Origin of the sequence: Vibrio sp. 10N.247.311.49 (genome assembly GCF_041467655.1) — a bacterium.
GTDB classification, from domain to species: Bacteria; Pseudomonadota; Gammaproteobacteria; order Enterobacterales; family Vibrionaceae; genus Vibrio; species Vibrio crassostreae_C.
Map to the genome: position 1 here is coordinate 25473 of NZ_JBFSVA010000024.1, position 25332 is coordinate 50804.

At 44.9% G+C, this 25332-nt stretch carries 19 protein-coding genes; 7 read left to right on the top strand and 12 right to left on the bottom strand.

Features of this window, described 5'->3' with window-relative positions:
• Positions 1 to 6: 6 nt before the first annotated feature.
• From prpF to AB6E54_RS18765, 6 genes are all read right to left on the bottom strand, one after another.
• On the bottom strand, positions 7 to 1179 hold the full coding sequence (prpF, locus tag AB6E54_RS18740; protein ID WP_048662924.1) for a 2-methylaconitate cis-trans isomerase PrpF: 1173 nt from the start codon (positions 1177 to 1179) through the stop codon (positions 7 to 9).
• Positions 1180 to 1188: 9 nt separating this feature from the next.
• The gene (gene acnD / locus AB6E54_RS18745; protein ID WP_372106578.1) at positions 1189 to 3825 is read right to left on the bottom strand and encodes a Fe/S-dependent 2-methylisocitrate dehydratase AcnD; all 2637 of its coding nucleotides are present in this window, start codon (positions 3823 to 3825) and stop codon (positions 1189 to 1191) included.
• A 101-nt stretch (positions 3826 to 3926) separates the two neighbouring features.
• A complete protein-coding gene (gene prpC / locus AB6E54_RS18750; protein ID WP_099165530.1) occupies positions 3927 to 5126 on the bottom strand; it encodes a 2-methylcitrate synthase in 1200 nt (399 codons plus the stop codon).
• Positions 5127 to 5273: 147 nt separating this feature from the next.
• Positions 5274 to 6170, bottom strand: a complete 897-nt coding sequence (gene prpB, locus AB6E54_RS18755) for a methylisocitrate lyase (RefSeq protein WP_102344103.1) — start codon at positions 6168 to 6170, stop codon at positions 5274 to 5276.
• A gap of 100 nt (positions 6171 to 6270) precedes the next feature.
• Positions 6271 to 6990 carry a GntR family transcriptional regulator gene (locus AB6E54_RS18760; RefSeq protein WP_102431203.1) on the bottom strand — a complete coding sequence of 240 codons (720 nt, stop codon included), beginning with the start codon at positions 6988 to 6990 and terminating at the stop codon, positions 6271 to 6273.
• 391 nt (positions 6991 to 7381) lie between these two features.
• Entirely contained in the window at positions 7382 to 10555 is a 3174-nt protein-coding gene (locus AB6E54_RS18765) for an HD domain-containing phosphohydrolase (protein WP_372106580.1), read from the bottom strand.
• 497 nt (positions 10556 to 11052) lie between these two features.
• Between AB6E54_RS18765 and AB6E54_RS18770 the strand changes: the two genes are divergently transcribed.
• The 5 genes from AB6E54_RS18770 to AB6E54_RS18790 all read left to right on the top strand — a co-directional run bounded on the left by AB6E54_RS18770 (position 11053) and on the right by AB6E54_RS18790 (position 15667).
• Positions 11053 to 12024, top strand: a complete 972-nt coding sequence (locus AB6E54_RS18770) for a tripartite tricarboxylate transporter substrate binding protein (protein ID WP_229648231.1) — start codon at positions 11053 to 11055, stop codon at positions 12022 to 12024.
• A gap of 242 nt (positions 12025 to 12266) precedes the next feature.
• The gene (locus tag AB6E54_RS18775; RefSeq protein WP_371724585.1) at positions 12267 to 12767 is read left to right on the top strand and encodes a tripartite tricarboxylate transporter TctB family protein; all 501 of its coding nucleotides are present in this window, start codon (positions 12267 to 12269) and stop codon (positions 12765 to 12767) included.
• A 10-nt stretch (positions 12768 to 12777) separates the two neighbouring features.
• A complete protein-coding gene (locus AB6E54_RS18780) occupies positions 12778 to 14298 on the top strand; it encodes a tripartite tricarboxylate transporter permease (RefSeq protein ID WP_012603793.1) in 1521 nt (506 codons plus the stop codon).
• Positions 14299 to 14490: 192 nt separating this feature from the next.
• Positions 14491 to 15249, top strand: coding sequence for a sulfite exporter TauE/SafE family protein (locus AB6E54_RS18785; RefSeq protein WP_372106582.1), 759 nt, complete (start codon positions 14491 to 14493; stop codon positions 15247 to 15249).
• Positions 15250 to 15475: 226 nt separating this feature from the next.
• On the top strand, positions 15476 to 15667 hold the full coding sequence (locus AB6E54_RS18790) for a hypothetical protein (RefSeq protein WP_017066914.1): 192 nt from the start codon (positions 15476 to 15478) through the stop codon (positions 15665 to 15667).
• 132 nt (positions 15668 to 15799) lie between these two features.
• On the opposite strand, the gene AB6E54_RS18795 is transcribed toward AB6E54_RS18790, so the two are convergent.
• Complete coding sequence (locus AB6E54_RS18795) at positions 15800 to 16213, bottom strand: VF530 family DNA-binding protein (protein WP_010438513.1); 414 nt, start codon at positions 16211 to 16213, stop codon at positions 15800 to 15802.
• Positions 16214 to 16642: 429 nt separating this feature from the next.
• Here AB6E54_RS18795 and AB6E54_RS18800 point away from each other — a divergent pair, with 429 nt between their 5' ends.
• A complete protein-coding gene (locus tag AB6E54_RS18800) occupies positions 16643 to 17803 on the top strand; it encodes an HD-GYP domain-containing protein (protein ID WP_372106584.1) in 1161 nt (386 codons plus the stop codon).
• A 132-nt stretch (positions 17804 to 17935) separates the two neighbouring features.
• Here AB6E54_RS18800 and gnd read toward each other — a convergent pair whose 3' ends face one another.
• The 5 genes from gnd to AB6E54_RS18825 form a co-directional block, all read right to left on the bottom strand.
• Positions 17936 to 19384 carry a decarboxylating NADP(+)-dependent phosphogluconate dehydrogenase gene (gnd, locus tag AB6E54_RS18805; RefSeq protein ID WP_017059712.1) on the bottom strand — a complete coding sequence of 483 codons (1449 nt, stop codon included), beginning with the start codon at positions 19382 to 19384 and terminating at the stop codon, positions 17936 to 17938.
• 28 nt (positions 19385 to 19412) lie between these two features.
• Positions 19413 to 20147, bottom strand: coding sequence for a 6-phosphogluconolactonase (gene pgl, locus AB6E54_RS18810; RefSeq protein ID WP_017066266.1), 735 nt, complete (start codon positions 20145 to 20147; stop codon positions 19413 to 19415).
• Positions 20144 to 21646 (bottom strand): glucose-6-phosphate dehydrogenase, encoded by a 1503-nt coding sequence (gene zwf / locus AB6E54_RS18815; protein WP_017059714.1) that lies wholly within the window; start codon positions 21644 to 21646, stop codon positions 20144 to 20146. The genes pgl and zwf overlap by 4 nt, the downstream gene beginning before the upstream one ends.
• Before the next feature lie 410 nt (positions 21647 to 22056).
• Positions 22057 to 22752: a response regulator gene (locus AB6E54_RS18820; RefSeq protein ID WP_017063807.1), complete on the bottom strand. Its 696-nt coding sequence runs from the start codon at positions 22750 to 22752 to the stop codon at positions 22057 to 22059.
• A 69-nt stretch (positions 22753 to 22821) separates the two neighbouring features.
• Positions 22822 to 24429, bottom strand: coding sequence for an ATP-binding protein (locus AB6E54_RS18825; protein WP_372106600.1), 1608 nt, complete (start codon positions 24427 to 24429; stop codon positions 22822 to 22824).
• A gap of 669 nt (positions 24430 to 25098) precedes the next feature.
• On the opposite strand from AB6E54_RS18825, the gene AB6E54_RS18830 reads away from it, so the two are divergent.
• Positions 25099 to 25326 (top strand): hypothetical protein, encoded by a 228-nt coding sequence (locus AB6E54_RS18830; protein WP_009846577.1) that lies wholly within the window; start codon positions 25099 to 25101, stop codon positions 25324 to 25326.
• Positions 25327 to 25332 lie beyond the last annotated feature (6 nt).

The following is a 25332-nucleotide window of genomic DNA, read 5'->3' on the forward strand; positions in this document are numbered from 1 at the left end:
ATCGCTTTACTTAGGAAAAGGCACACGGATGGCACCTTCCATGATCACTCGGGCACTACGACTCATTATCGCCCTTTCTATTTTCCAACCGTTTTCGGTCTGCAAAGCTTTAGCTCCCACCTTTAAGGTTCCTGATGGATGGCCAAAGGTCACAAAATCACGGGAACCCTCACCGGCTGCCAAGTTCACTAACGTACCCGGAACACTCGCCGCTGAAGCAATGGCGACTGCAGCTGTGCCCATCATGGCGTGATGCAGTTGCCCCATAGACAAAGCTCGCACCAGAAGGTCGGTATCGTCAGCTAATACCGATTTACCACTTGAAGCTTGATACGCTTGAGGCTTAGCAACAAACGCGACTTTCGGTGTGTGTTGGCGTGAATCCGCTTGTTCTAAAGAATCAATCAGCCCCATTGCAACTGCGCCATGTGCTCGGATGGATTCAAACAATGCCAAGGCTTTTGAATCGCTGTTGATATCAGATTGAAGCTCTGTGCCTTGATAGCCAACCGATTCTGCATCAACAAAAATGGTTGGTATTCCTGCATTGATGTATGTCGCTTTGATGCAGCCCAATTCGGGAACATCTAAAAAATCGACAACATTCCCTGTAGGAAACATTGAACCATTCGCATCGGCCGGATCTAGGAAATCAACTTGGATTTCAGCAGCTGGGAAAGTGACACCATCGAGCTCAAAGTCACCTAACTCTTGGACTTCCCCGTCAGCGATAGGTACATGAACAATAATGGTTTTCTCTATGTTCACTTGCCATACTCGCACCTCGACCACGCCGTTTTCTGGAATACGATTCGAATCGACCAATCCACTATGAATAGCAAATGGGCCTACTGCAGCAGACAAATTACCGCAGTTACCGCTCCAATCAACGAACGGCTTGTCTATTGCTACTTGACCGAATAAGTAATCAACATCGTGATCGGCTTTACTGCTTTTCGAAACAATAACGGTTTTACTGGTACTGGATGTTGCCCCACCCATACCATCGGTTTGTTTGCCATAAGGATCTGGACTGCCAATCACTCTCAACAACAATGTATCTCTAGCTTCTCCAGCAACTTGCGCCGCTTTAGGTAAGTCACTTAGGTTGAAGAAAACGCCTTTACTTGTTCCGCCCCGCATGTAGGTAGCAGGTACTTTTATCTGTTTGATGTTCATAACCAGGTCCTACTGTGCGAGAAAGTCTTTGGCGAAACGTTGCAATACGCCACCAGCGCTATAGACATTCACTTCGTCTGCCGTGTCTAGTCGGCAGGTTACAGGCACATCCAGCTTTTCACCGTTTTTACGAGTAATGACTAGAGCCAAATCAGAACCGGCTTCAATGTCACCGTACACGTCGTAAAGCTCGGTGCCGTCCAGTTCTAAAGTATTTCGATCCGTTCCCGCTTTGAATTGCAGGGGCAGCACACCCATACCGACTAAGTTGGTTCTGTGGATTCGTTCAAAGCCTTCGGCAACAATCACTTCAACACCCGCTAAGCGCACCCCTTTGGCTGCCCAGTCACGTGATGAACCTTGTCCATAATCAGCACCAGCAACAACAATCAAAGGTTGTTTACGGTTCATGTAGGTTTCTATCGCTTCCCACATTCGCGTAACTTGACCTTCGGGTTCAACCCTTGCTAATGAACCTTGAACGACTTCTCCTGCGTCCTTCACCATTTCGTTGAACAGTTTAGGGTTGGCGAAGGTTGCTCGTTGTGCGGTTAAGTGATCACCTCGATGGGTCGCGTAGGAGTTAAAGTCCTCTTCCGGAACTTCCATTTTGGTGAGGTATTCCCCCGCCGCGCTCGAAGCGAGAATCGCATTTGAAGGAGATAAATGGTCCGTAGTGATATTGTCACCCAGAATCGCTAAAGGTCTCATCCCTGAAAGGCTTCGTTCTCCCGCAAGAGCCCCTTCCCAATAAGGTGGCCTGCGAATATAGGTGCTTTGAGGTCGCCAGTCATAAAGCGGTTCAGTCGTTACCTGTTCCTCGTCTGGCTGGAACATTTTCACGTAGATTTGTTGGAATTGCTGAGGTTTAACATGCTCACCGACAACGGCATCGATCTCGGCATCACTCGGCCATAAATCACTTAAGTAGATTGGCTTACCATTGTTGTCGGTGCCTAAGCTGTCTTTCTCGATATCAAAGCGAATCGTGCCAGCCAAAGCGTAAGCAACCACCAATGGCGGTGAGGCTAAAAACGCTTGTTTTGCATAGGGGTGGATTCGACCATCAAAGTTTCGATTCCCCGATAACACAGCGGTTGAGTACAGGTCACGGTCGATGATCTCTTGTTGGATTGCATGATCTAGGGCTCCGCTCATACCATTACAGGTAGTGCACGCATAACCGACGATACCAAAACCTAATTGTTCCAATTCTGGCAACAAACCTGCTGACTCGAGGTAGAGCTTGGCAACTTTAGATCCTGGAGCAAATGACGTTTTCACCCACGGTTTACGAACTAATCCAAGCTGATTGGCTTTCTTAGCCACCAATGCTGCGGCTACCACGTTTCTTGGATTACTGGTGTTAGTACAAGAGGTAATCGCTGCGATGATTACGGCACCATCAGGCATCTGATCATCCCTGTACTGCTTAGCATGCTGCTCTTTCCAAGATGTTTGACTAATACCTTGTTCAGCCAGCTCTCTGGTTGGCAAACGGCGATGAGGGTTAGACGGCCCTGCAAGATTGCGCTCAACCTTCGATAAATCAAACTCAAGTACACGCTCATATTGAGCAGAATCGAGATCGTCAGCCCATAGCCCGGTTTGCTTGGCATAGCGTTCGACTAGTTCAACTTGTTCAGGCTCTCGTCCCGTGAGTTTAAGGTATTGAATAGTCTGCTCATCGATGTAGAACATCCCCGCAGTCGCACCGTACTCAGGCGTCATATTCGATATAGTGGCACGGTCGCCAATAGTCAGTGCACGAGCACCTTCACCAAAGAACTCTAAATAACTAGAAACCACTTTTTCATTTCGAAGAAACTCGGTAATCGCAAGCACAATATCCGTTGCCGTTATCCCTTCTTGTCGTTGACCCGTTAGCTTCACGCCGACGATGTCCGGCAATCGCATCATCGAAGGCCGACCTAGCATCACAGTCTCAGCTTCCAAGCCGCCCACACCAATCGCAATAACGCCCAGGGCATCAACGTGCGGTGTATGGCTATCGGTACCAACACAAGTATCAGGAAACGCGATGCCTTCTTTAGATTGAATAACTGGAGACATTTTCTCCAAGTTAATCTGGTGCATGATCCCGTTACCCGCTGGGATCACACTCACGTTTTTAAACGCGGTTTTACACCATTCAATAAAATGAAAACGGTCTTCGTTTCTGCGCTCTTCAATCGCGCGGTTTTTATCAAATGCTTCGTTATCAAACCCGGCATGTTCCACTGCCAAAGAGTGATCAACAATCAGTTGAGTTTCGACCACTGGGTTCACCTTGGCAGGGTCTCCGCCTTGGTCGGCAATCGCGTCTCTTAATCCAGCCAAATCTACTAGGGCTGTTTGACCTAGAATGTCATGACACACCACTCGCGCAGGATACCAAGGAAAATCTAAGTCGCTCTTGCGTTCAATGATCTGCTTTAAGCTGTCTTCAAGGGTTTCAGGATCACAGCGTCTTACTAATTGCTCTGCCAACACTCGCGACGTATAAGGCAAGGTTTTATAAGCGCCCGGGGATAGTGCTTCTACCGCTTCGCAAGCGTCGAAATATTCTAAACCCGTTCCCGGTAAAACCTTTCGATACTTGTTTTCATCAAGCTCTTGGTTTCTTTCAAGTTTTACATCAGACATACATCCACCATTATCTGTTAAATTCTATTCGTTGGTTCCCGAGGCCTTATCACATGAAGATAACAGTCACCTCGAGATTTAAGTCGGCTCGATATAGAGGACTAACGTAAATGGATAGGTAGCCAGTCTTGATGCTCTGGCCCGGTGTAGTCTGCACTTGGACGAATGATGCGATTGTTTTCTCTTTGTTCGAACACGTGTGCCGTCCAACCTGTGAGGCGGCTCATCACAAAGATTGGCGTAAACAGTTTGGTTGGGATGTCCATGAAGTGATAAGCCGACGCATGGAAGAAGTCAGCATTACAGAACAAGCCTTTCTCTCGCTTCATAACCGCTTCAACACGCTCTGAAACGGCATAAAGCTGTTCATCACCCACCTCTTGAGCTAGCTCTTTCGACCAGCGTTTGATTAAGGCGTTTCGTGGGTCGCTCTCACGATAAATGGCATGCCCGAAGCCCATGATTTTGTCTTTGTTGGCGAGCATATTCATGATGTTCGCTTCCGCTTCATCGGCGGTTTGCCAATCTTGGATCATTTCCATCGCAGCTTCGTTTGCACCGCCATGTAAAGGGCCTCGCAACGTACCAATCGCTGCTGTGACACACGAGTGAATATCCGACAACGTTGATGCACACACACGGGCTGCAAAGGTTGAAGCATTAAACTCATGCTCCGCGTAAAGGGTTAGCGAGCAGTGCATCACCTTCTTATGAAGTTCACTAGGCGCTTTATCCGTTAGCATCTTCAGGAAGTAGCCACCCAGACATGCTTCGCTTTGGTCTTCAGTATCTATACGCACACCATCATGGCTAAAGCGGTACCAATAACAAATAATCGCAGGGAAAAGCGCAAGCATTCGTTCAGTCGCGGGCAGTTGCTCAGAAAAATCAGTCTCTTGCTCTAGATTACCCAGCATTGAACAACCTGTTCTCATCACATCCATTGGATGAGCGTCTGCAGGGATAAGCTCTAATGCTGCTTTCAAAGGTTGAGGCAAGCCGCGCAAACCAACCAACAGTGTTTTGTAATCATCTAGCTCTTTTTCACTGGGTAAATGACCTCTTAGTAGCAGATGCGCTACTTCTTCGAACTGAGCATGATTAGCAAGGTCCGTAATATCATAACCACGGTAGGTTAAGCCGGTACCTGATTTTCCTACCGTACATAGCGCCGTGGTTCCCGCACTTTGGCCACGTAGACCAGCACCACCGATTGCAGGTGTGCTTGTTGTTTTTGTGCTTTGTTGTTCTATTTTTGAAGCATTTTCGACAGCTGCTTTATCACTCAAAGATACAGACATGGTGAACTCCTTTTCTGTGTTAGCCGCCTGCACTCTTTGGTGCTGCCTATTTATGTGTCCGATGATCTTTATCTTCGGTATTGGATATGGCGACTAACCATTTCACGTTATTGGATTAAGTTGATTTTTGATTATTTGAAACTGATTTTACCCTTCGCTTGAAAACAACTGGTCAAGCTTGTTCTCGTAGTCGTGGTAATTAAGGTGCTCGTAAAGCTCTTTACGGGTTTGCATTGAATCCAACAGGGCTTCTTGATTGCCTTCAACTAACAAGTGCTTATAAACATTCTCTGCCGCTTTGTTCATCGCACGGAACGCGCTCAATGGGTAAAGCACCATGTCGACACTTGATTGGGCTAACTCGTGACAGTTGTAGAGTGGTGTTTGGCCAAACTCAGTAATGTTGGCCAAGATAGGTACGTGTTTACCCGTTGCTGATTTCAGCGCTGCCGAGAACTTCACATATTGATCGAGTTGATTCATCGCCTCAGGGAAAATCATGTCTGCGCCCGCTTCAACACACGCAATCGCTCGTTCAATCGCACTGTCAATTCCTTCAACCGCCAATGCATCCGTACGCGCCATAATCACAAAGCTGTCATCGGTTCTAGCATCGGTTGCCGCTTTGACTCTATCGACCATCTCTTGCTGACTAACAATTGCTTTATTTGGTCGATGACCACAGCGCTTCTGAGCGACTTGGTCTTCCATATGAATAGCAGCCGCGCCCGCCTTCTCCATCGCGCGAATCGTACGCGCAATATTGAACGCGCCACCGAAGCCCGTGTCGATATCCACCAGCAAGGGCAAATCACACGCATTGGTAATACGTTCAACATCGACCAATACATCGTTCAATGTCGTAATACCTAAATCAGGCAAGCCATAAGACGCATTGGCGATGCCTCCACCAGACAAATAAATCGCCTGATGACCCAAGTTCTTTGCCATCATCGCGCAATATGGATTCACAGTGCCGACGATCTGCAATGGATCGTTGTCTTTCACAGCTTGTCGGAACTTAGCTCCTGCTGATAACTTCATAATGACGCTCCCTGTTAATTGTTTCTTTCTATCTAACTTTTATAACTACTGATGTTTAGCTTTCGCCAACGCAGATCCGTAGGCAAATACCAGTCGCCTTTTAATCAAGATCTTTGGATTGAATTTGTTGCTCTATAAGCAGTCGACTGCCCGAGATGTGTCTTCGCATTAGCATTTCCGCTAACTCTTCATCACGGTTGCGAATAGCTTGTAAAATGTATTTATGTTCATCAAGCGCCTCTTTTGGTCGAGACTGTGCTCTAGGCGATTGGTAGCGGTACATGCGTAATAGGTGATAAAGCTCATCACACAACAGCGAAATGAGTTTGCTGTTACGACTCGCTTTGATAATGCGGTAATGGAAATCAAAATCCCCATGTTGATGAAAATAAGAAGAGCCTTCGACTTCATCGATATGTTTAGAATGTGTCGACAATAAGCCTTCAAGCCCGATCAACTCTTCTTGTGTGATGTGTCTCGCCGCTAATCGAGCAGCCATGCCTTCCAATGCCTCTCGCACGGCGTAAAGCTCTAGCAGTTTGTCTGCCGAAAAAGTAATAACTCGAGCGCCGACATGAGGAATTCGCTCAATAAGCCCTAGCCCTTCCACACGCATTATCGCTTCACGTAATGGACCTCGGCTTACTTCAAAGCGTTTAGCCAGTTCAGGTTCCGAGATCTTACTGCCCGGAGCTAATTCACCGCTAACAATCGCCTCGACTAGGTATTCAGTCAGGCTTTCCGACTTGGTGTTTTCTTTGTCGCCAACACGAGTTTTCGTGTTTGCACTTAAGCTGAGATCTTTTATCGCAGTATTCATATTCATGCTGCTCACTTCTATTTGCTGAACCTTAATTGTCAACAATTCCATAACATGAACATAAAATACACGATTAAATTGTCGACAATCAAGCAAATTGTCGACAATTCAGACTAAGGTAGTACTTTCTATAGGCGATAAAAACTTACTTAAAAGGACACTAAAAACAATTCAACCACTTGTTATTTATCGATTTAAGCAAAGAAAGAGCCGCTAAACCCTTCCCTACCCTGAAATCACTCGAAACCAATGTGTCGACAACTTATAGACAGACTTGACAAACGCAGAGCACTTTGTGTCGATCTACCTGTTCACCGATAAACAGATATAAAAAAGGCGCACTCATGTGCGCCTTTCATTCATAGACCCCGTTCTAACAAGCCACCTTTACTCAAGCAATCTGACGAGTAACATCTAGGTATTTGCTGATATCAACGAAATCAATTTGTTCCGGCTTCAGATACTCTTCTGCATAACGCAGGTGAGTGCCGCTGGTTAAGAACAATCTAAACAGTTCGATATCGAGATGCTCGTCCAATGTCATTTTATACATGATGTCGACAGCAACACTGATTGGCTTAGCCTTCTTATAAGGCCTATCTGCAGCGGTTAATGCCTCAAAAATATCAGAGATCACCAGAATACGTTCTGGGATTGAGAGGTCATCACCAGTCAGCTTCCTTGGATACCCTGTACCTTTAAGTGTTTCATGGTGAGTTGAAGCGTAGCGAGGAACACGACTTAGCTCTTTCGGGAATGGCAGGTTCTCAAGCATCTTAATCGTGCCAAGCATGTGCTCGTTTATCTTAAATCTATCTTCAGCAGTCAATGTACCGCGTGCAATACTCAGATTGTAGACTTCGCCTAGGTTGTATAAGTGCTCAGGCACATCCATTTTAATTTGATGTTTCGGGTCAAATTCTAACGGCCTATCTCTTTTCACTATGTGCTCTGGCTTATCACTCAAAAGTGGTTCTGTGGCTGGTAAACTTGAACTCGGCTCTCGATTCATTGCCTCTATCGGTGATAGACCAAGTTGATCATCAAAGTGACGCGTCCAGGTCGTCTCAGCTATCGAGCGAATACGAGTGACTTTGTCATCACTCATGAACTCACCACCAACGTTCGACGTAGCGATAAAGGCAAAGTCATCTTGTAGCTGCTGCTTCGTTGCCGTAAGTTCATCGGCTATCAGTTGCGTTGATAGCGTACCATCAAGTTGTTTTCTCAAAGCGGTGATTTCCGCATCACGCCAAAGTACTTCAAATCGAGTTCTCACCTCGTGGATTCGGTTGTAGTTCGCTTCTAACTTCGTACCTTTATCGACGATGTGTTCCGGTGTCGTGATCTTGCCACAATCATGAAGCCAAGCCGCAATTCTAAACTCACGGCGTTCGTCATCATTTTTAAACTCAAAGTCTTTGAAGTGCTCAGACTGCGATTGTTCCGCCGCGTCAGCCAGCATCAAGCCGAGTTCTGGTACACGATTACAATGCCCTGCCGTATAAGCGGACTTATCATCGATCGCTTGAGCGATGAGCTTGATAAACGACTCAACAAACGCCTCTTGCATCTGTTCATGTCGTTTAATCTCCATAGCCATATCTTTTACAGCAACAGATAATTCCCACACTTCTTTGATTCGAGTATCAAGAATTGTCACGTTGTCATAATCACGCAGCTTAACCTTATGAGTCTCTTCCTCTAATTGGCGAATTGGATGCACTATCGGCGCACCAAAAACCCAAGCAATAGGCAACGTCAAACTCATCAGTAACACCGTTACACCAACAGAGGTTGCTAGACGTTTATTGACTGTACTGAAGACTTCAGATTCGGGAATCAATACCGCAAAATACTCAGAGTAGTGTTCGCCCGTGTCTATTTTCTTTAAATAGAGATGCTTGATCTCGCCATTCAACTCTACCCTTACCATACTGCCTTCAACCGTTGCTTCCTTAGTCAAATCATAAAGTTCAGTATAAGGAACCGTCGTATTCGTATTAAAGCCGGTATCATGCAGCCACTTTTTCGCTAAGGCATCAAGTTGTTCACCACTTAACTTACTGATAGCTTGATCAATGATTGGGAGCAATTGTTTATGCTTGCTCTGCAGCACCAAATGGAATTGGTTTGAGTAGTTCTGTTTTAGATCTTCTAGAGTCCCATTGACAACAAGGCCTGGCTGGAAAAACCTATCTAATGCAAACGAGAGTACGGGTTCTGCTTCTAAGAAAGCAAAGTTCTCTTCGCTTTCAATTGAATTAAATGCAGACTCTAGGTTTTCAAATTCAACTAAATCAATGTTCGGAAAATCCTCTCTCAACTTAGGAATAATTGACCACCCAGATAAAATGGCAACTTTTTTACCCTCAAGCTCGGCATAATTAGTGACAACCTTCGCGCCGACCCTTGTCACGATAGAAAATGGCAATTCATAAATTGGAGTCGTGTATAGGCCATCTATGCCATTATTTTTATAATGTTGAACCGATTGCAGGCCATCAATACTTCCTTCTTGAAACTTACTGACAAGCTCGCCCCAAGAGAAACCATTAACAAATTCAAACCTGATCCCTGTCATCTCACCAATCATTTTAAGAAGGTCTATCGCATAGCCGTTTGGTTTTCCCGCCACTGAAAAGTCCATCGGCCCCCAATCATTTTGATTAGACACTAACAGCGGAGGGGTATCGTTAATCAAGGCTTGCTGCTCAGACGATAGCATCAATGTTGATACATCAAACTCCGATTCGTGATTGTTAACCTTGAGGTTAGACGCAATAATATTACCCGATTTCGAATATAAGAAAGACTCAACCTTACTGTCTTCTGCTAAGCCAAGCGCCGTACCTGATAGTTTGCTAGCTAAAGAAGACAACACAATATCAATACCAATCACATGTTGAACTTCAGATTCGATTTTCGAATCAAACGCTAAAGAATAAGTTTGCCCGGTAATTTGTAAATGCTGGAAAAGATATGGCTGAGTTTTTTCGACCGACTGAACATTGGCAGAAACATACCAAGGCCTGGTTGTTGGAAGGTAGTTGCTCTGCTCCGTAGTTGAGTTTCTTAGCGTAAACTCTTGGTCAAAATATTTCGTCGTACGGACGCGCTCCTCCCCTATATTATGAATCTCAACCACAACCCAACGGTCTTTTTGTTGTGCACCGATTTTTTCTCTAACGACAGGGGCAGATTCTAGATTAATAATTTGGAAGAAGTTTTCATTAGATGAGCCAATGTAAATACTATAAAAGAGAGGGTTATCTTTAATTGCTTCTGAAAGAATACTACGCGACTCTTCTTTCGATATTTTGTTACTTATAGAACGTTTCACTGAAGAAAGTAAACGCGCCGTATTGGCTGCGTCAGAATCAACCGCGCCGATATAGTTACTCAGCTCTTGGGACACCATCGTCAACTTTGATAGGGTATTCTCAGTCGCCATTTTTTTACTGAAGTAATATTGCAGTGAAACCGCAACAACAGCGGTAAGAAATGTCGCGAGTAAAAACATTCCTCCAACAGTAAATCGTAACGAAATTTTTTTTAATGCCATTATTTCATCCTTGAATAATCGCCAACTCCAAAGTTAACAGCCTAGCGCAATCAATACCGCTTAAGTTGCATATCAACTATAGTAACTCTATTCCACATCTAAAATCTAACACCTCTATACACCTGACTCTTTTGCAGAAATAGTTATCGTAGTCACATCTAACAATATAGACCAACAACCAATGCACTCGAGTAGAAAACGCTAGTTAAATCCAACCTTTGTCAATGAATTCAATCATTCTGAGACAATAACTACGATTTTAGAATCCAGATATCATTCAACAGTAAATGGACAAAAACACGTTACCGTGAACTTTATGAACAATATTAATCCAATGTTCTTTATTCTCAATATCGCCGCATTACAGACATTTCATTAACACACCGTTAACTTTAGCTTCATCTGCTAAGCAATATCCTACTCATCTGTTTAGTAGCTGGAAATAAAACATAAGTTTCTCTCCATTGAAGAGATCCCCTACATAAGGAACGTGAACCATGTTCAAGGCACTGAAACCTACTCTTGCGGCTTCTATCATCACAGCAACCTTTTCTTTCAACACTTTTGCTGCTGACGTAGAAAAAATCCACTTCCTAATCCCTGGCGGCGCTGGTGGTGGTTGGGATATGACAGCTCGTGGTACGGGTGATGTATTGGTGAAATCAGACATCGTAGAAAATGTCTCTTTCCAAAACCTGTCTGGTGGCGGTGGCGGTAAAGCGATTGCTCACCTAATCGAAACAGCACAACGCCAAGAAGACACGCTAATGGTGAACTCAACGCCTATCGTTGTTCGTTCACTAACAGGTATCTTCCCTCAATCTTTCCGTGACCTAACTCCGGTAGCAGCAACCATTGCCGATTACGGCGCAATCGTCGCTCCTGCGGATTCTAAGTACGACACTTGGGAAGACGTCGTTAAAGAGTTCGAAACCAACCCACGTAAAGTTAAGATTGCTGGCGGTTCCGCTCGTGGCAGCATGGATCACCTTGTGGTTGCGGCAGCGTTCAAAGGCGAAGGTTTTGATGCGAAGAAAGTGCGTTACATTGCCTACGATGCTGGCGGTAAAGCGATGGCGGCACTGCTTTCTGGCGAAACACAGCTGCTTTCAACGGGCCTTGGTGAAGTACTAGAGATGTCTAAGTCTGGCCAAGTAAAAGTGCTTGCTGTGACGGCTCCAAAGCGTCTTGACGCTGCGCCTAACATCCCAACACTGACTGAATACGGCAACGAGACAGTATTTGCTAACTGGCGTGGTTTCTTTGCGGCACCGGGTACAAGCCAAGCAAAAATCGACGAGTGGAACGAAGCTCTTGGCAAAATGTACAAAACCGATGAGTGGCAAGTGGTTCGTGACCGTAACGGTTGGATCGACAACTACAAAGCTGACAAAGATTTTTACGCCTTCCTAGAAGACCAAGAAAAACAGATGGGCGATCTAATGCGTGAGCTTGGTTTCTTGAAGTAACCAACAACCAGAGAGGGTCTTTGTGCCCTCTTACTCTTTCCTGTTTCGCCGTACATGAGTTAACTAAAACTCCTTTGTTTATTCGTAGTGTATTGCTAAAGCTTGCTGATTCGTTGTAGAGGCAAGTGGCTTAACCAAGTCATGTAATTCGCTCACCTTTGGTTAGTGATCCCAGACATTCTTCATTAACTCGCTCATGTGCGGCTTTTTTACTTTTTATACCACCCCAAATGGAGTTGGATATGTCGGACTTACCAACCAAATTTCTGAGTAAAGAATCTTTGCTTTCGAAGGATCGCATCGGAGCCATGATCTTTATGCTGGCGAGCTTGTGCTACGGCTATCAAACCACGCTGATTCCTCTGTTCCCCGGTGACGAGTACGAACCCTTCACAGCAAGAACCTTACCTACCCTGTTGACGTTTATCGGCATTGGCCTTTCGTTGATCCTGCTTATAACAGGACAACCGGATAAGAAAGTCACATGTGACACAACACCGCTAAACTGGAAACTGCTGATTGGCTTCTTGGTGTTAATGGCACTGTACGGTGTTGGGCTGACTTATCTTGGCTTTGTTTTAGCAACCAGCTTCTTCTTACTTGCAGGCTTTTACCTGTTGGGTGAGCGCCGCAAAACTGTTTTATTTGGCGCGTCGTTTCCTTTCGTTATCGCGTTCTTTCTTTTATTAACTCAAGGCTTAGATATCTACCTAGAGCCTGGTTTAATCTTCACTCTTTGGTAGGGATAACATTATGTTAGACGGAATTTTACAAGGACTTTCTACCGCTGTGATGCCAATGAACATCATGATGGTAATTGTGGGCTGTTTCGTGGGTACCTTCATCGGTATGCTACCGGGGTTAGGTCCAATTTCAGCAATCGCGTTGATGATCCCTATTACATACGGCCTAGACCCTTCTTCTGGCCTAATCTTGATGGCTGGTGTGTATTACGGCGCTGTATTTGGTGGCTCCACGTCATCCATCTTAATCAATGCTCCGGGTTGTTCTTCAACGGTAGTAACCGCGTTTGACGGCTACCCGATGGCTCAAAAAGGCCAAGCAGGTAAAGCACTTGCTCTCGCGGCTTACTCTTCTTTCACAGGCGGTACGCTTTCAGCAATCATGCTTTTGATTGCCGCACCGGCTCTAGCAAGCGTGTCACTGAGCTTCCAGTCTTCAGACTACTTTGCGTTGATGCTATTAGGTTTGTCCGCTGTAGCGGCGTTTGCAGGCCCAGGTCAGGTAATCAAAGCGTGGATGATGACTATTCTTGGTTTGATGCTATCAACTGTAGGTATCGACAAAGGTGTTGGCGTTGAACGGTTCACTTTTGGCCTTACGGATCTGATGGATGGCTTTAGCTTCCTATTATTAGCGATGGCAACATTCGCACTGGGTGAAACCTTGATGGGTATTCTAAAACCAGAGCAAGACACCAGCGCGGAAGAAAGCCAAAAGATGTCGGATATTGGTAGCATGAAGGTCACCAAAGAAGAGTTCAAAGAAGTGGCACCAGTTTCAATTCGATCTTCTATTCTCGGTTTCTTTACCGGTGTTCTACCGGGCGCAGGTGCCACTATTGCGGCATTCCTAAGCTACGGTATGGAGCGTAGCCTCGCGCCAAAAGACAAGCAGAAAGAGTTCGGTAAAGGCAGTATCCGTGGTCTTGTTGCTCCTGAATCAGCAAACAACGCCGCTTCAAGTGGTTCATTCGTTCCGCTACTAACGCTGGGTATTCCGGGCTCTGGTACAACTGCGATTATGCTTGGTGCATTGATTGCCTACGGTATTCAGCCTGGTCCTCGCTTGTTCGTTGAACACCCAGATGTATTTTGGTCAGTGATCATCTCTATGTACTTTGGCAACATCGTACTGGTTATCTTGAACCTGCCTTTAATCCCTTATATTTCTAAACTGCTAGCGGTACCTAGAACGGTTCTACTGCCAATGATTATCTTCTTCTCAATCACTGGCGTGTACTTGGTGTCATTCAACACGATGGACGTATTTGTGATGCTACTGGTAGCGATGGCTGCGATAGCATTAAGGCTAGCCAACTTCCCATTGGCACCATTACTGTTAGGCTTCATATTGGGCGGCTTGATGGAAGAGAACTTAAGACGAGCATTGATGATCAGCGATGGTGAGTTGAACTTCTTATGGGAACGCCCTATTACGATGACCTTCACTATTCTGGCGGTATTGGTGCTGTCTAGCCCGATTCTAGTGAAACTATTTAAGAGTTTTAGAGCGAAGCCAGTAGAAGTGTAAAGCTTTATCGAATCAACTAAACCTCAACGAAAGGAGCCATTGGCTCCTTTTTTCATTTAAAGCCTCAATTAAAACCAGCGGTTAAAGATGGTAGCAAACTCACAAACCTATCTTTACAACACACATGGCGCTGATATTCATAACAAATTCAAGTAAGGTAACCAGTTAGTTAACGTATTGGATTCTAAAACTATGGATTGGTTGATTCTATTCTTATCAGGGGTGGTTGGCGGTGTGCTTAACTCCATTGCGGGTGGCGGCAGCTTCATCACTTTCCCTGCTTTGTTATTTGCTGGCGTTCCACCAATAGCAGCCAACGCGACCAATACCTTTGCTTCGTGTGCTGGATACATTAGCGGAGCCTACGCTCTGCGCCACGAAATTCAATCTGGTACTAAGCAGCTAAAACTGACTATAGCTTTATGTGTGATTGGCGGTGGTATCGGGGCATTTTTACTGCTGCACACACCAGAAGCTCTGTTCACTCAATCTGTCCCTTGGCTGTTGCTGTATGCTGCTCTGCTTTTCACGTTTGGCGGCACGCTCAATAAATGGCTTAAACAAGCTACAGCAAAACATAAGCACGCCACTAGCGCAGGCGCATTCTTTTCCGCTTTATTACTTTTGATTGTCTGTATCTACGGTGGGTATTTTAATGCAGGTTTGGGCATTGTGACATTGAGCTATTTGGCGCTGGCTGGTTACACCAACATCAACGTGATGAATGGCATCAAACTGCTCGTGTCCGCGTGTGCTTCCCTCGCAGCGATCGTGTTTTTTATCGTCAATGGTTCGATTGATTGGCCGTCTGGCATGGCTGTATTATTGGGTACATTGGTTGGTGGTTATTATTCAGCAAAAATCTCTCGCCGCATCCCTCAACACTATGTTCGAACCACAGTGATCATCGCGAGCTTTTTGATCACCGCTTACTTTTTCTATGCTAATTAGACGTTCGGTTTAATAAGACTTGCAACTGAAAAGATAAAGCCAAAAGACTCCACCCTGCTCATACCGATTTGGCTATTTTATTACTTATAAAATAGCCAAGCCAAAATGTGTGAGACGAGTCCTTCAATTAGCAAATTTGATAACAATTTAGACTGTTTTTTAGCCTTTATTTTTCCAAGGGTGGGATACTTCTCCTGTCGAAAGTGAGACTTCATTAGGAGGCGTTATGAACATTAAACTCGGTCATGTCATGTCATCAAGTCGACTCATTTGCTTTGTCGCTTTTCTTGCTGCCACATTCGCGTGGATCCTAAAAATGCCCGCTCTGTTTTCTGTGTCAGCGCTATTCTTACTTATCAGTGCAATCGTTTATGTCACCGATCTTTGGAAGAATCAAAGAAAGAACCGCGAAGCTTAGCCATTTACGGTTTAAATCGAACGAATTAAAAAAGGAGCTCATAGGCTCCTTTTGTGTTTTTCGCTTATCTAATTAGCCGTGCTAATCGCCGACGCCTAATTAACGACGGTTCTTTCTAGCGATGTCTTCTTGTTAACGACGGAAATTACGACCGTTACCGCCACGGCGCTCTTTAAATGCAGACGCAGCTTTAGCTTGAGAGGCATGGATAGACTCAACCGTTAGTTCCATCGGCTCACGAGGCTCTAGCCCATGGCGGAATGTACGTGAACGCGGAGGCATCTGGTATTCGATGTCCGATGCTTTAGGCATGCGCTTGAAACGGTAAAGGTAGAAGTTTTCAACCTTCTCACGAGCCCATTCGGTTTTCTTCAGGTATTTAACTGCGCTTGCCACTGTAGGCTTAGTGTTAAAGCAGTTCATACGCATTGCCGCATCTAAAATTTCCCAACCATAATGATCCACTAATTCAGTGATCATGGTTTCAAGCTTTAAGCCGTGTAGCGGGTTATTTTGTTGCAGTTCGATTCTTTCTTCTTCAGTCATAACATTACCTTTTTCAAGGCAACTAAAGGCCTTGAATTTACTCTAGAACACCGTCATCACTGACCATTTCTAGCTCAATCACTTGGGCATTACATCCATTGCCCTTATTTATGCCTTTATGATGGCATAAAGCATACTCGTTATCCTATTTATCTTTGAAATTAATTTCGAATTGGTCACTTAACACCCTACCTTAGCTCGCTATACAGACTAAGTACATTCTGCAAACAAACCTTCACCCCAAACGTTATGAAACTGGTTCAACTTAACAAAACCTACGGTAACCGTATGCAAAAACCATATATTTAGTGATGAAATTAAAGTTTTTCAGTACGCAGTATTACATTTCAATAACACAGTGCTATGGTTTTATTGAATATCGAAACGGTAAAAAACCCGATTAAACAGTGGCATAATTATAATTAAAGGTTGGCTTGCCACATGTTTGACTACTCCCATTTCAGTAGAGCAGCGGCCCAAGACAAAGACATCGTCGCCATAGTCGATGATCTCTTCCAGCTAGCTCGTGAACACTACCCCATATTATCTCGGCTATCCGTGGTGCTGTGCAGTGAAAATAAAGCATCGAATTATTTTGTATCGGATTCACTGTGCCAAAACGCCAAGCATCATTACATCGAACAGGAGATCAAACCCAACTCTGCGTTGAGTCGTCTGGCTGAATCATTGGAAACAAGAATTGTTGATGACCTCTCTTTGATGAATCCGACTAAACAAATCTCTCATCTACTCGAGCTTGGTCACCAAAGTAGCTATACCACTCCAATCCACTACCAAGAGAGTAACCTTGGGTTCGTTTTCATCAACGCCTCATGCACTGACTTTTTTGCTAAGCAGACAATACAAAGCGACATCGCCTACCTCACCCAAGCGATTTCGAACCTGTTTGTGCAACTCTTCGAACGCCAGAGACATTTTCAGTCCTCATTAGCCATCGCCCTAAACATGGGGCACGCACGCGATCCTGAAACCAAAGAGCATCTGATTCGCATGAGAAAATACAGCGAACAGCTCGCACGTACGCTTTCGCACAGTAACAATGAGATCACCCACCAATTCGTTCACCGCATTCGCTTGTATGCCCCGTTTCACGACATAGGGAAGTACCGAATCCCAGACAAAGTGCTCTTCAGTACTGAGCGTTTTTCGGAAGAAGAAAGAAACATCATGAACAATCACACGATATATGGCGAAGAGATGATTGATGACGTGGTTGCCCTTTCCCACCACAGCTCAATGTGTAGCGAAGAAGTTCAGTTCATCCAGAATATTGTACGTCACCATCATGAACGGTTTGATGGCTCAGGGTTGCCAGATGCGCTCGTTGGAGAAGCGATTCCACTGGAGGCAAGAATTGTAACGCTAGCGGATGTGTTCGATGCTTTACTGAGTAAACGAGCTTACAAACACGCATGGTCAGCATCTAAGGTAATGGACTACATTGAAGCGCATACAGGGTTGATGTTTGATCCAGAGTGCGTCTCTGCGCTGAAGCAAAACCTTGATTACTTCATGTCGATACGAGAGCAATACAGTGATATGCAAAGTCCACAAGCTGCACTCGCTTAACGGGTTGTATTGAATTTGCTGTCTGTGACTCTCTTGCAGAACCAACAAAAAAGGATGCCAGTTGGCATCCTTTTGTTTTCTAGTTTACAGCTAATAAGAACAACAAGGTTCTTAACTGATTCTAACTAACGATTATACGTCGTAAGTTGTAGAAGCAGTATCGCCGCCTGTACCAGTCCAGTTTGTGTGGAAGAATTCACCACGTGGACGGTCAGTACGCTCGTAAGTGTGAGCACCGAAGTAGTCACGTTGAGCTTGAAGCAGGTTCGCTGGTAGACGTGCAGTTGTGTAACCGTCTAGGAAAGATAGCGCAGAAATCGTACATGGCATTGGGATACCAGACTCTAGAGATTTCGCTGCTACTTTACGCCATGCCACTAGGCTGCCTTGTAGGATGTTTTTGAAGTACTCGTCAGAACCTAGGAACGCGATGTCTGGGTTTGCTTCGTACGCATCACGTATGTTGCCTAGGAATGCAGAACGGATGATACAACCACCACGCCACATTAGCGCTACGTTACCGTAGTTTAGGTCCCAGCCGTTTTCGTTCGACGCTTCACGCATTAGCATGAAACCTTGAGCGTAAGAGATGATCTTAGAAGCCAGTAGAGCTTGACGTAGTGCATCAACCCACTCTTGCTTGTCGCCTTCAACTGGAGTGATTGTCTTCTCAAACAAAGCTTCAGCTTCAACACGTTGGTCTTTAAGAGCAGACAGGCAACGAGAGAATACAGACTCAGAGATCAGTGTTAGTGGGATACCTAGGTCTAGTGCGTTGATACCAGTCCACTTACCCGTACCTTTTTGGCCTGCAGTGTCTAGGATCTTCTCAACTAGCGCTTCACCGTCTTCATCTTTGTAGCCAAGGATGTCAGCAGTGATTTCAACTAGGTAGCTGTCTAGCTCAGTCTTGTTCCAGTCAGCGAATACTGCTTGCATCTCGTCAGCAGACATACCTAGGCCATCTTTCATGAACTGGTATGCTTCAGTGATAAGCTGCATGTCACCGTATTCGATGCCGTTGTGTACCATCTTAACGAAGTGACCAGCACCGTCGTTACCAACCCAGTCACAGCAAGGCTCACCAGCGTCAGTTTTTGCCGAGATACCTTGGAAGATTGGCTTAACCGCTTCCCAAGCTTCAGCCGCACCACCTGGCATGATTGAAGGACCGAAACGAGCACCTTCTTCACCACCAGATACACCAGTACCGATGAAGTGGATGCCTTTCTCACGACAATGCGCTACACGACGGTTAGTGTCTGGGTAGTTAGTGTTACCACCATCAATGATGATGTCGCCTTCGTCTAGAAGTGGGATTAGGTTTTCGATGAACGTGTCTACAACGTCACCAGCACGAACCATAAGCATCACTTTACGTGGCGCTTCTAGCTTCTCAACTAGCTCTTCTAGAGAGTAAGCACCAACAATGTTAGTACCTTTAGCTGGGCCTTCTAGGAACTCGTCTACTTTAGCAGCAGTACGGTTATGAGCCACAACTTTGAAGCCGTGGTCGTTCATGTTTAGGATAAGGTTCTGACCCATTACTGCTAGGCCAATTACACCGATATCACCTTTCATTATTTTATCTCCTTGCGGCTATTCGCACTTATGCGATAGCACTTGCTGCATTTGAATCTAGGAACCACTCTGTTTCGCCAGTTTTAGACTGGATTTTCGCTGCCGGGTAAGGCAGTTCTGAAGCAGGAGTTGTATGAATTTCTTTAACGATCTCAACTTTACCTGCACCCAGTACTAGGTAGCTGATTCGTTTTGCTGCTTCTAAAACTTTCGCTGTTTTAGAAACACGGATTTGACCAGACTCAGGGTGAGAAGCTAATACAGATAGGTTCTCATCTTGGTAGTTGGTTGCACCTGGGAATAGTGAAGCTGTGTGGCCGTCTGCGCCAACACCAAGCAGAATCCAATCGAATACAGGCGTGCCGTTTTCTGTTGGGATTACGTCAGCCATCTCTTTTGCGAAACGCTCTGCTTCTGCTTTTGGTTCATCTTCACCACGGATGCGGTGGATGTTTTCAGCAGGAAGGTTTACTTGAGTAAACTCTTTTAGTTTTGAAAATAAGAGCGCGTTTGCTTCACCGAAATTGCTTTCAGCGTCGTCTGGTACAACGCAACGTTCGTCGCCCCACCAGAAGTGAAGGTTATTCCATTGAATACCTTCCGCGTATGGCGCCTGTGCTAAAAGTTTGAAAAGCATTTTTGGCGTGCTGCCACCAGACAGTGAAATATGAACAGGTTTGCCCTGCTCGCTGTATGCTTTCATTTCATTTGCTAGGTTTTCAACAACCAGTTCAGGCGTTGCAAAGATCTTGTGATTGATCATAGTTCGCAGTAATCCGTGTCTGTTAAGTTTTTGCATGGGAAACGCCATGCGCGGCCATCACGTTGCAGAAGTTCATCTGCTTCCTGTGGGCCCCAAGTACCACAAGCATAGCCAAACAGTGCTTGAGGATCTTGCTTGAAGTCTAAGATTGGTTGAACGTACTTCCAACATGCTTCTACCGCATCGGTACGTGCAAACAGAGTCGCATCACCGTTCAGTGCATCAAGAAGAAGACGCTCATAAGCCGTCAGCATCTGAGTTTCAGGCAAGTCAGAGTAAGAGAAGTTCATTTTCACTTCTTTTGCTTTGAAGCCTGCGCCTGGCTCTTTCAAACCAAAGCTCATCTGAATACCTTCATCCGGTTGGATGCGGATAATCAGCTTGTTCTCTGGTGCATCTTGACCAAATACTGGGTGTGGCGTGTTCTTAAAGTGAATCACGATTTCAGTCACACGTGTTGGTAAGCGTTTACCTGTACGTACGTAGAAAGGAACACCATTCCAACGCCAGTTATTGATGTGAGCTTTCAAGCCGATGTAAGTCTCGGTACGAGAATCATCCGCTACACCATGCTCTTCACGGTAACCTAGTAGGTGCTGACCACGAACATCTGATGCTGTGTACTGACCTAATACTAAGTCTTTACGCAGATCATCTTCTTCTAGTGGTTTCAGACACTGAAGCACTTTAACCACTTCATCACGAATAGAATCAGCGTTAATTTGTGCAGGCGGCTCCATACCTACCATCGCTAGCACTTGCAGCAGGTGGTTTTGGAACATGTCGCGAACTGCGCCAGAACCGTCGTAGTATCCGCCACGCTCTTCAACGCCAAGGAACTCAGCACCTGTGATTTCAACGTATTCAATGAAGTTACGGTTCCACAGTGGTTCAAACATCGCGTTTGAGAAACGAAGCACTAGAAGGTTTTGAACCGTCTCTTTACCAAGGTAATGGTCGATACGGTAGATCTGGTGTTCTTGGAAGTGATGATGGATCTCTTCATCCAACGCTTGAGCTGATGCTAAGTCGTAACCAAATGGTTTTTCGATGATCAGACGACGCCAGCCGTTCGATTCATCGTTAAGGCCATGCGCAGCAAGGTTTGCTGGAATCACACCGTATAGGCTTGGCGGGGTTGCCAAGTAGAACAATGTGTTATGGTTTTCGAATTGGTAGTCTTGCTCAAGCTTGTCTAGACGTTGTGCTAAACGAGCATAGTCGTCTACATCTGAAGTATTGATCGCTTGGTAATGCAGATGTTCAATAAATGCATTCAGCGTCTCTGGTTCAGTTTTTTCCATTTCCTGAAGAGACTTCTTCAGCTTCTCACGGTAAGACTCATCGCTGTACTCAGTACGGCTCACTCCAAGAATCGCAAAGGATTCTGGTAGTTGATTGCTAGCATACAGGTGGTATAGAGCAGGAATTAACTTGCGGTAAGTTAGATCTCCCGACGCACCAAAAATAACGATGCTGCTGTTTTCAGGTATTACCATCATCTTTCCTATAAAAACAAGGTTTTTAGTATTCGCCAAAGGTATCAGCGACATACGAAAATAGATAATAGGTCTTAACTATTACATCAATAGTAAGCGCCTATTAAATTTGAGAATGCGTTTGGTAAACGAGGGTGAAAGCTATCACCTCTATTCGGGACAGTATTGTCTATGACTATTTGATTTACATCAACCACTGTGAAAGCAATCGATTAAATATTGACTCATTTCGAACAAATTCTAATCGATAGTTCCGTTCATTTGACCCGAGGGAGAAGCAAATCGGCATTCTCAAACAGTGTAGTCAAGAAAGAACGGTATCTGGTCGGTGGAGTGAGCAATAGGAAAGGGAGAAAAAGGTAAAACCAGCTTATTCAACTGGCTTTATATTTATTTTGATGGTGTCGTGTTTATCTTTGCGCTTTGTTGTAGCAGCGCTCCGGACGCCCCACGGTACCGTAATTTAAGTCTGCGACTAACTCACCAGTGGTAATCAAAAATTCTAAATAGCGTCTAGCGGTGGTTCGGCTAGCACCAATTCGTTCTCCGGCTTCATCGGCGGTAATATTAACGGCATCAGCTTGTTGAAAAATGGCTCTGATCTTATCCAACGTTACGCCATCAATGCCTTTGGGTAAGGTGGATACTTTTCCAGAGTCCGCTTTGGCATTGGCTTGCAGCATCTTATCAACCAAACCTTGATTCAAATCCGACACACTTTCAAACTCTTGCTGTTGAGATTGATACTTTTTCAGCGCCGCTTCCAAACGAGGGAACATTACTGGTTTCAATAGATAATCGACCACTCCACCGCGCATTGCCTGCTGCAGCGTATCCACATCTCGAGCAGCAGTAATCAAGATAACGTCGCAGCCTTGATTGCTCCCTCTTACGTGATTAAGAATATCGAGCCCACACCCGTCCGGTAGATACACATCCAATAACACCAAATCCGGTTTTAAGATGTCCAGTTGCATCAGCGCTTCAGACTGTGTGGTGGCAATACCGACCACGTCAAAGCCACCCATCTGTTCTAAATAACGATGGTGTAGCTCTGCAATCGCAATATCATCTTCAATGACCATGACTCTCGTGATTGCGTTCATTTATGTTCTTCCTTTAAACATGCTTTTTCCGTCACGATGATCTTCGCAAGATCGATTCGTGCTTAATTATTATTGTTCTTCTTTTGGCAGATAAACCGTCATTCGCGTGCCAAAATCGTGGTTGTCGACCATTTCAAGCTGCCCTTGATATCGGTCTGCCAGCTGCTTTATCAGATACAAACCCACACCACGATTTTGCTTCGCTTTGCTCGATACGCCTTTTTCGGTAAGTGCTTTGGTTGCCAACTCTTTCGGCAAACCGCACCCTTTGTCTTCTACTTCTACGATAATTTCATTACCAAAATCACTGATTGAAACTTCAATAACCCGACGCGCTGGTGCAATTTGACCCTCTTGCTTAATCGCCGTCATGGTGGCATCAAAGGCGTTATCAATCAGGTTGCCAAGGATTGTGACAACGTCATCCGCGTTTAACCAGCTAGGCAGAGCTTCAAGCCTTGAGCCTTCTTCAACTTTAAGCTCTAAACCAATTTCTCGCGCGCGCTCCGTTTTCCCAAGGAGCATACCTGCGATGAGCGGGTCTTTAACGGTTTCACGTAAAAACTCGATCAAGCTTTGATAGTGCGCGGTTTCTTGACCAATCAATTGCTGGACTGAATCCAGCTCGCCCATCTGAATCAAGCCACTGATGGTGTTGAGCTTGTTTTGATGCTCATGGGTTTGTGAACGCAGTAGATCTGCATATTCTTTGGTTTGTGAGAGCTGGTCTGTTAAATCGTTAATTTCATCTCGTAATCGGAAACTCGATACCGCTCCGACCACTTCACCTGCCACTATAATGGGGCTACGGTTGGCAATAATTCGCTTATTGTTTAAATACAACTCAACATCGTGGTCGGTGTCGCCGGTTGATAGCAGTTGTTCTAAATCACTGCCTAGCAATACATCAGAAAGGCGCTGTTGATTGAGTGCTTTATCCCTGTCTATCGATAAAATATCGCAGGCACTTTTATTAATTGAACGTAAAATGCCGTGCTTATCGATGCTCAGAATGCCCTCTTTCACGGTACTCATGGTTACATCTAGCTCAACATACAGTCGGCCTATCTCTTCAGGCTCAAAGCCTAAAATAGCGCGCTGAAAACGACGAGATACATAACTCGAAATCAAAGCGTTTACCGCAACCACCAGCAACGCCATCACAATCAAAAAGGCTAAGTAAGGTTCGATTCGATCTTGCAAAGAATCCAATAAGTAACCAACTGACACCACGCCAATAACGGTACCTTGGGGGTCTTTTACCGCGGATTTACCACGAACTGAAAAACCCAGCGATCCTTTGGCTGTCGACACATAAGACTCGCCCAATACCAATGCTTTTTGGTTATCGCCACCACGCATGGGTTTACCGAGCCTGTCATCATAAGGGTGAATCAGGCGGATACCTTTATCATCTCCCACAACGATAAACGCCGCGCCAATGAGCTGAGTAAGGTTACGAAATTTAACTTGGGTTTCTTCAGACAGAACGTAGGGAACGCCATTAGGGTCCAACGTCCCATTTTCTTGAATAATACTGGTGACAAGCGGCGATTCAGATAGAAATTCAGCAACACCTAACGCTTTCAAACCCATCTCTTGTTCTTGAGATTGTTTGATGTAGTAAAAACCAGCAGCTGCAAGAATCAAAAGTTCAACGAGGCCAGTGACCGTCATGATAATCAGTAACCTTTTACGGAAACTGATACTGCTCCATTTCATATTCCACCGTCCCTAGTGTTAGACGATCAATGTTAACACCAAGTTAATCGCATGACCTTTCTAGGGGCGTGAATTTGTGACTGCTACTCAACTAAATAATTGAGCAGATTGTTAATTGATAATCCTTTACGTTGTTCATCTCGATTAATCGTTCATTTTTAGGACTGATTAGCTTAAAAACCAAAATAAACGAATAAATATTGAGCTAGATCACTAAGCTTTTAGGTGTTTTTTAGGTTGTTTAAAATAAATACAATTATAATGGTTGCATATGAAGAAGTTTATTGTTGCTAAGCCATAGGTCATGATTTTCAGACCGCGCTTTGAATCGAAACTTCGATTAACAAAATAGCAACAACCCTTCGCTCGCTGGACGTATCTATAACTAAAAGTTGCACGCTCGCCGTTACGAATGATGAACAAACGGATTAAGTATTCTCCCCTATTCATCCATCGCTATTTCAAACTCGGCTAGCCAGACAACGAAGAGGTGACTGATAAAAGCATCACCCAATAATAAAACATTGATGAGCAGGAAGTATCGATCAGTGGCCAGTGGCAACGTCCAATAGAAACAGGATAACAAACATAACGTATAAACATTGTTGAAAAGGAAACAAGGCAATGAAACGCGATAACTTTGGAATTTGTCTTACTAAGACTATGCTGTTCAAACACTTACAATCGACTTTTACTCACGTAAGAGCCTATGAGAAAGATGGCACCTCCCCACTCGATCTCAAGGTATTGTTAGCATTCCCGCAAATGTCAGGTAGAGATTTATTACAAACAATGCAAGGTTCAAGACAATTGGTATGGCGCGCCGATCACCATTGTCCTAGCTTTAAATAAGCCACT

What these genes read in the sequence shown, in the direction of transcription:
- prpF (WP_048662924.1), bottom strand. Translation starts at nt 1,179, where the DNA reads ATGAACATCAAACAGATAAAAGTACCTGCTACCTACATGCGGGGCGGA.
- acnD (WP_372106578.1), bottom strand. Translation starts at nt 3,825, where the DNA reads ATGTCTGATGTAAAACTTGAAAGAAACCAAGAGCTTGATGAAAACAAG.
- prpC (WP_099165530.1), bottom strand. Translation starts at nt 5,126, where the DNA reads ATGTCTGTATCTTTGAGTGATAAAGCAGCTGTCGAAAATGCTTCAAAA.
- prpB (WP_102344103.1), bottom strand. Translation starts at nt 6,170, where the DNA reads ATGAAGTTATCAGCAGGAGCTAAGTTCCGACAAGCTGTGAAAGACAAC.
- AB6E54_RS18760 (WP_102431203.1), bottom strand. Translation starts at nt 6,990, where the DNA reads ATGAATACTGCGATAAAAGATCTCAGCTTAAGTGCAAACACGAAAACT.
- AB6E54_RS18765 (WP_372106580.1), bottom strand. Translation starts at nt 10,555, where the DNA reads ATGGCATTAAAAAAAATTTCGTTACGATTTACTGTTGGAGGAATGTTT.
- AB6E54_RS18770 (WP_229648231.1), top strand. Translation starts at nt 11,053, where the DNA reads ATGTTCAAGGCACTGAAACCTACTCTTGCGGCTTCTATCATCACAGCA.
- AB6E54_RS18775 (WP_371724585.1), top strand. Translation starts at nt 12,267, where the DNA reads ATGTCGGACTTACCAACCAAATTTCTGAGTAAAGAATCTTTGCTTTCG.
- AB6E54_RS18780 (WP_012603793.1), top strand. Translation starts at nt 12,778, where the DNA reads ATGTTAGACGGAATTTTACAAGGACTTTCTACCGCTGTGATGCCAATG.
- AB6E54_RS18785 (WP_372106582.1), top strand. Translation starts at nt 14,491, where the DNA reads ATGGATTGGTTGATTCTATTCTTATCAGGGGTGGTTGGCGGTGTGCTT.
- AB6E54_RS18790 (WP_017066914.1), top strand. Translation starts at nt 15,476, where the DNA reads ATGAACATTAAACTCGGTCATGTCATGTCATCAAGTCGACTCATTTGC.
- AB6E54_RS18795 (WP_010438513.1), bottom strand. Translation starts at nt 16,213, where the DNA reads ATGACTGAAGAAGAAAGAATCGAACTGCAACAAAATAACCCGCTACAC.
- gnd (WP_017059712.1), bottom strand. Translation starts at nt 19,384, where the DNA reads ATGAAAGGTGATATCGGTGTAATTGGCCTAGCAGTAATGGGTCAGAAC.
- pgl (WP_017066266.1), bottom strand. Translation starts at nt 20,147, where the DNA reads ATGATCAATCACAAGATCTTTGCAACGCCTGAACTGGTTGTTGAAAAC.
- zwf (WP_017059714.1), bottom strand. Translation starts at nt 21,646, where the DNA reads ATGGTAATACCTGAAAACAGCAGCATCGTTATTTTTGGTGCGTCGGGA.
- AB6E54_RS18820 (WP_017063807.1), bottom strand. Translation starts at nt 22,752, where the DNA reads ATGAACGCAATCACGAGAGTCATGGTCATTGAAGATGATATTGCGATT.
- AB6E54_RS18825 (WP_372106600.1), bottom strand. Translation starts at nt 24,429, where the DNA reads ATGACGGTCACTGGCCTCGTTGAACTTTTGATTCTTGCAGCTGCTGGT.
- AB6E54_RS18830 (WP_009846577.1), top strand. Translation starts at nt 25,099, where the DNA reads ATGAAACGCGATAACTTTGGAATTTGTCTTACTAAGACTATGCTGTTC.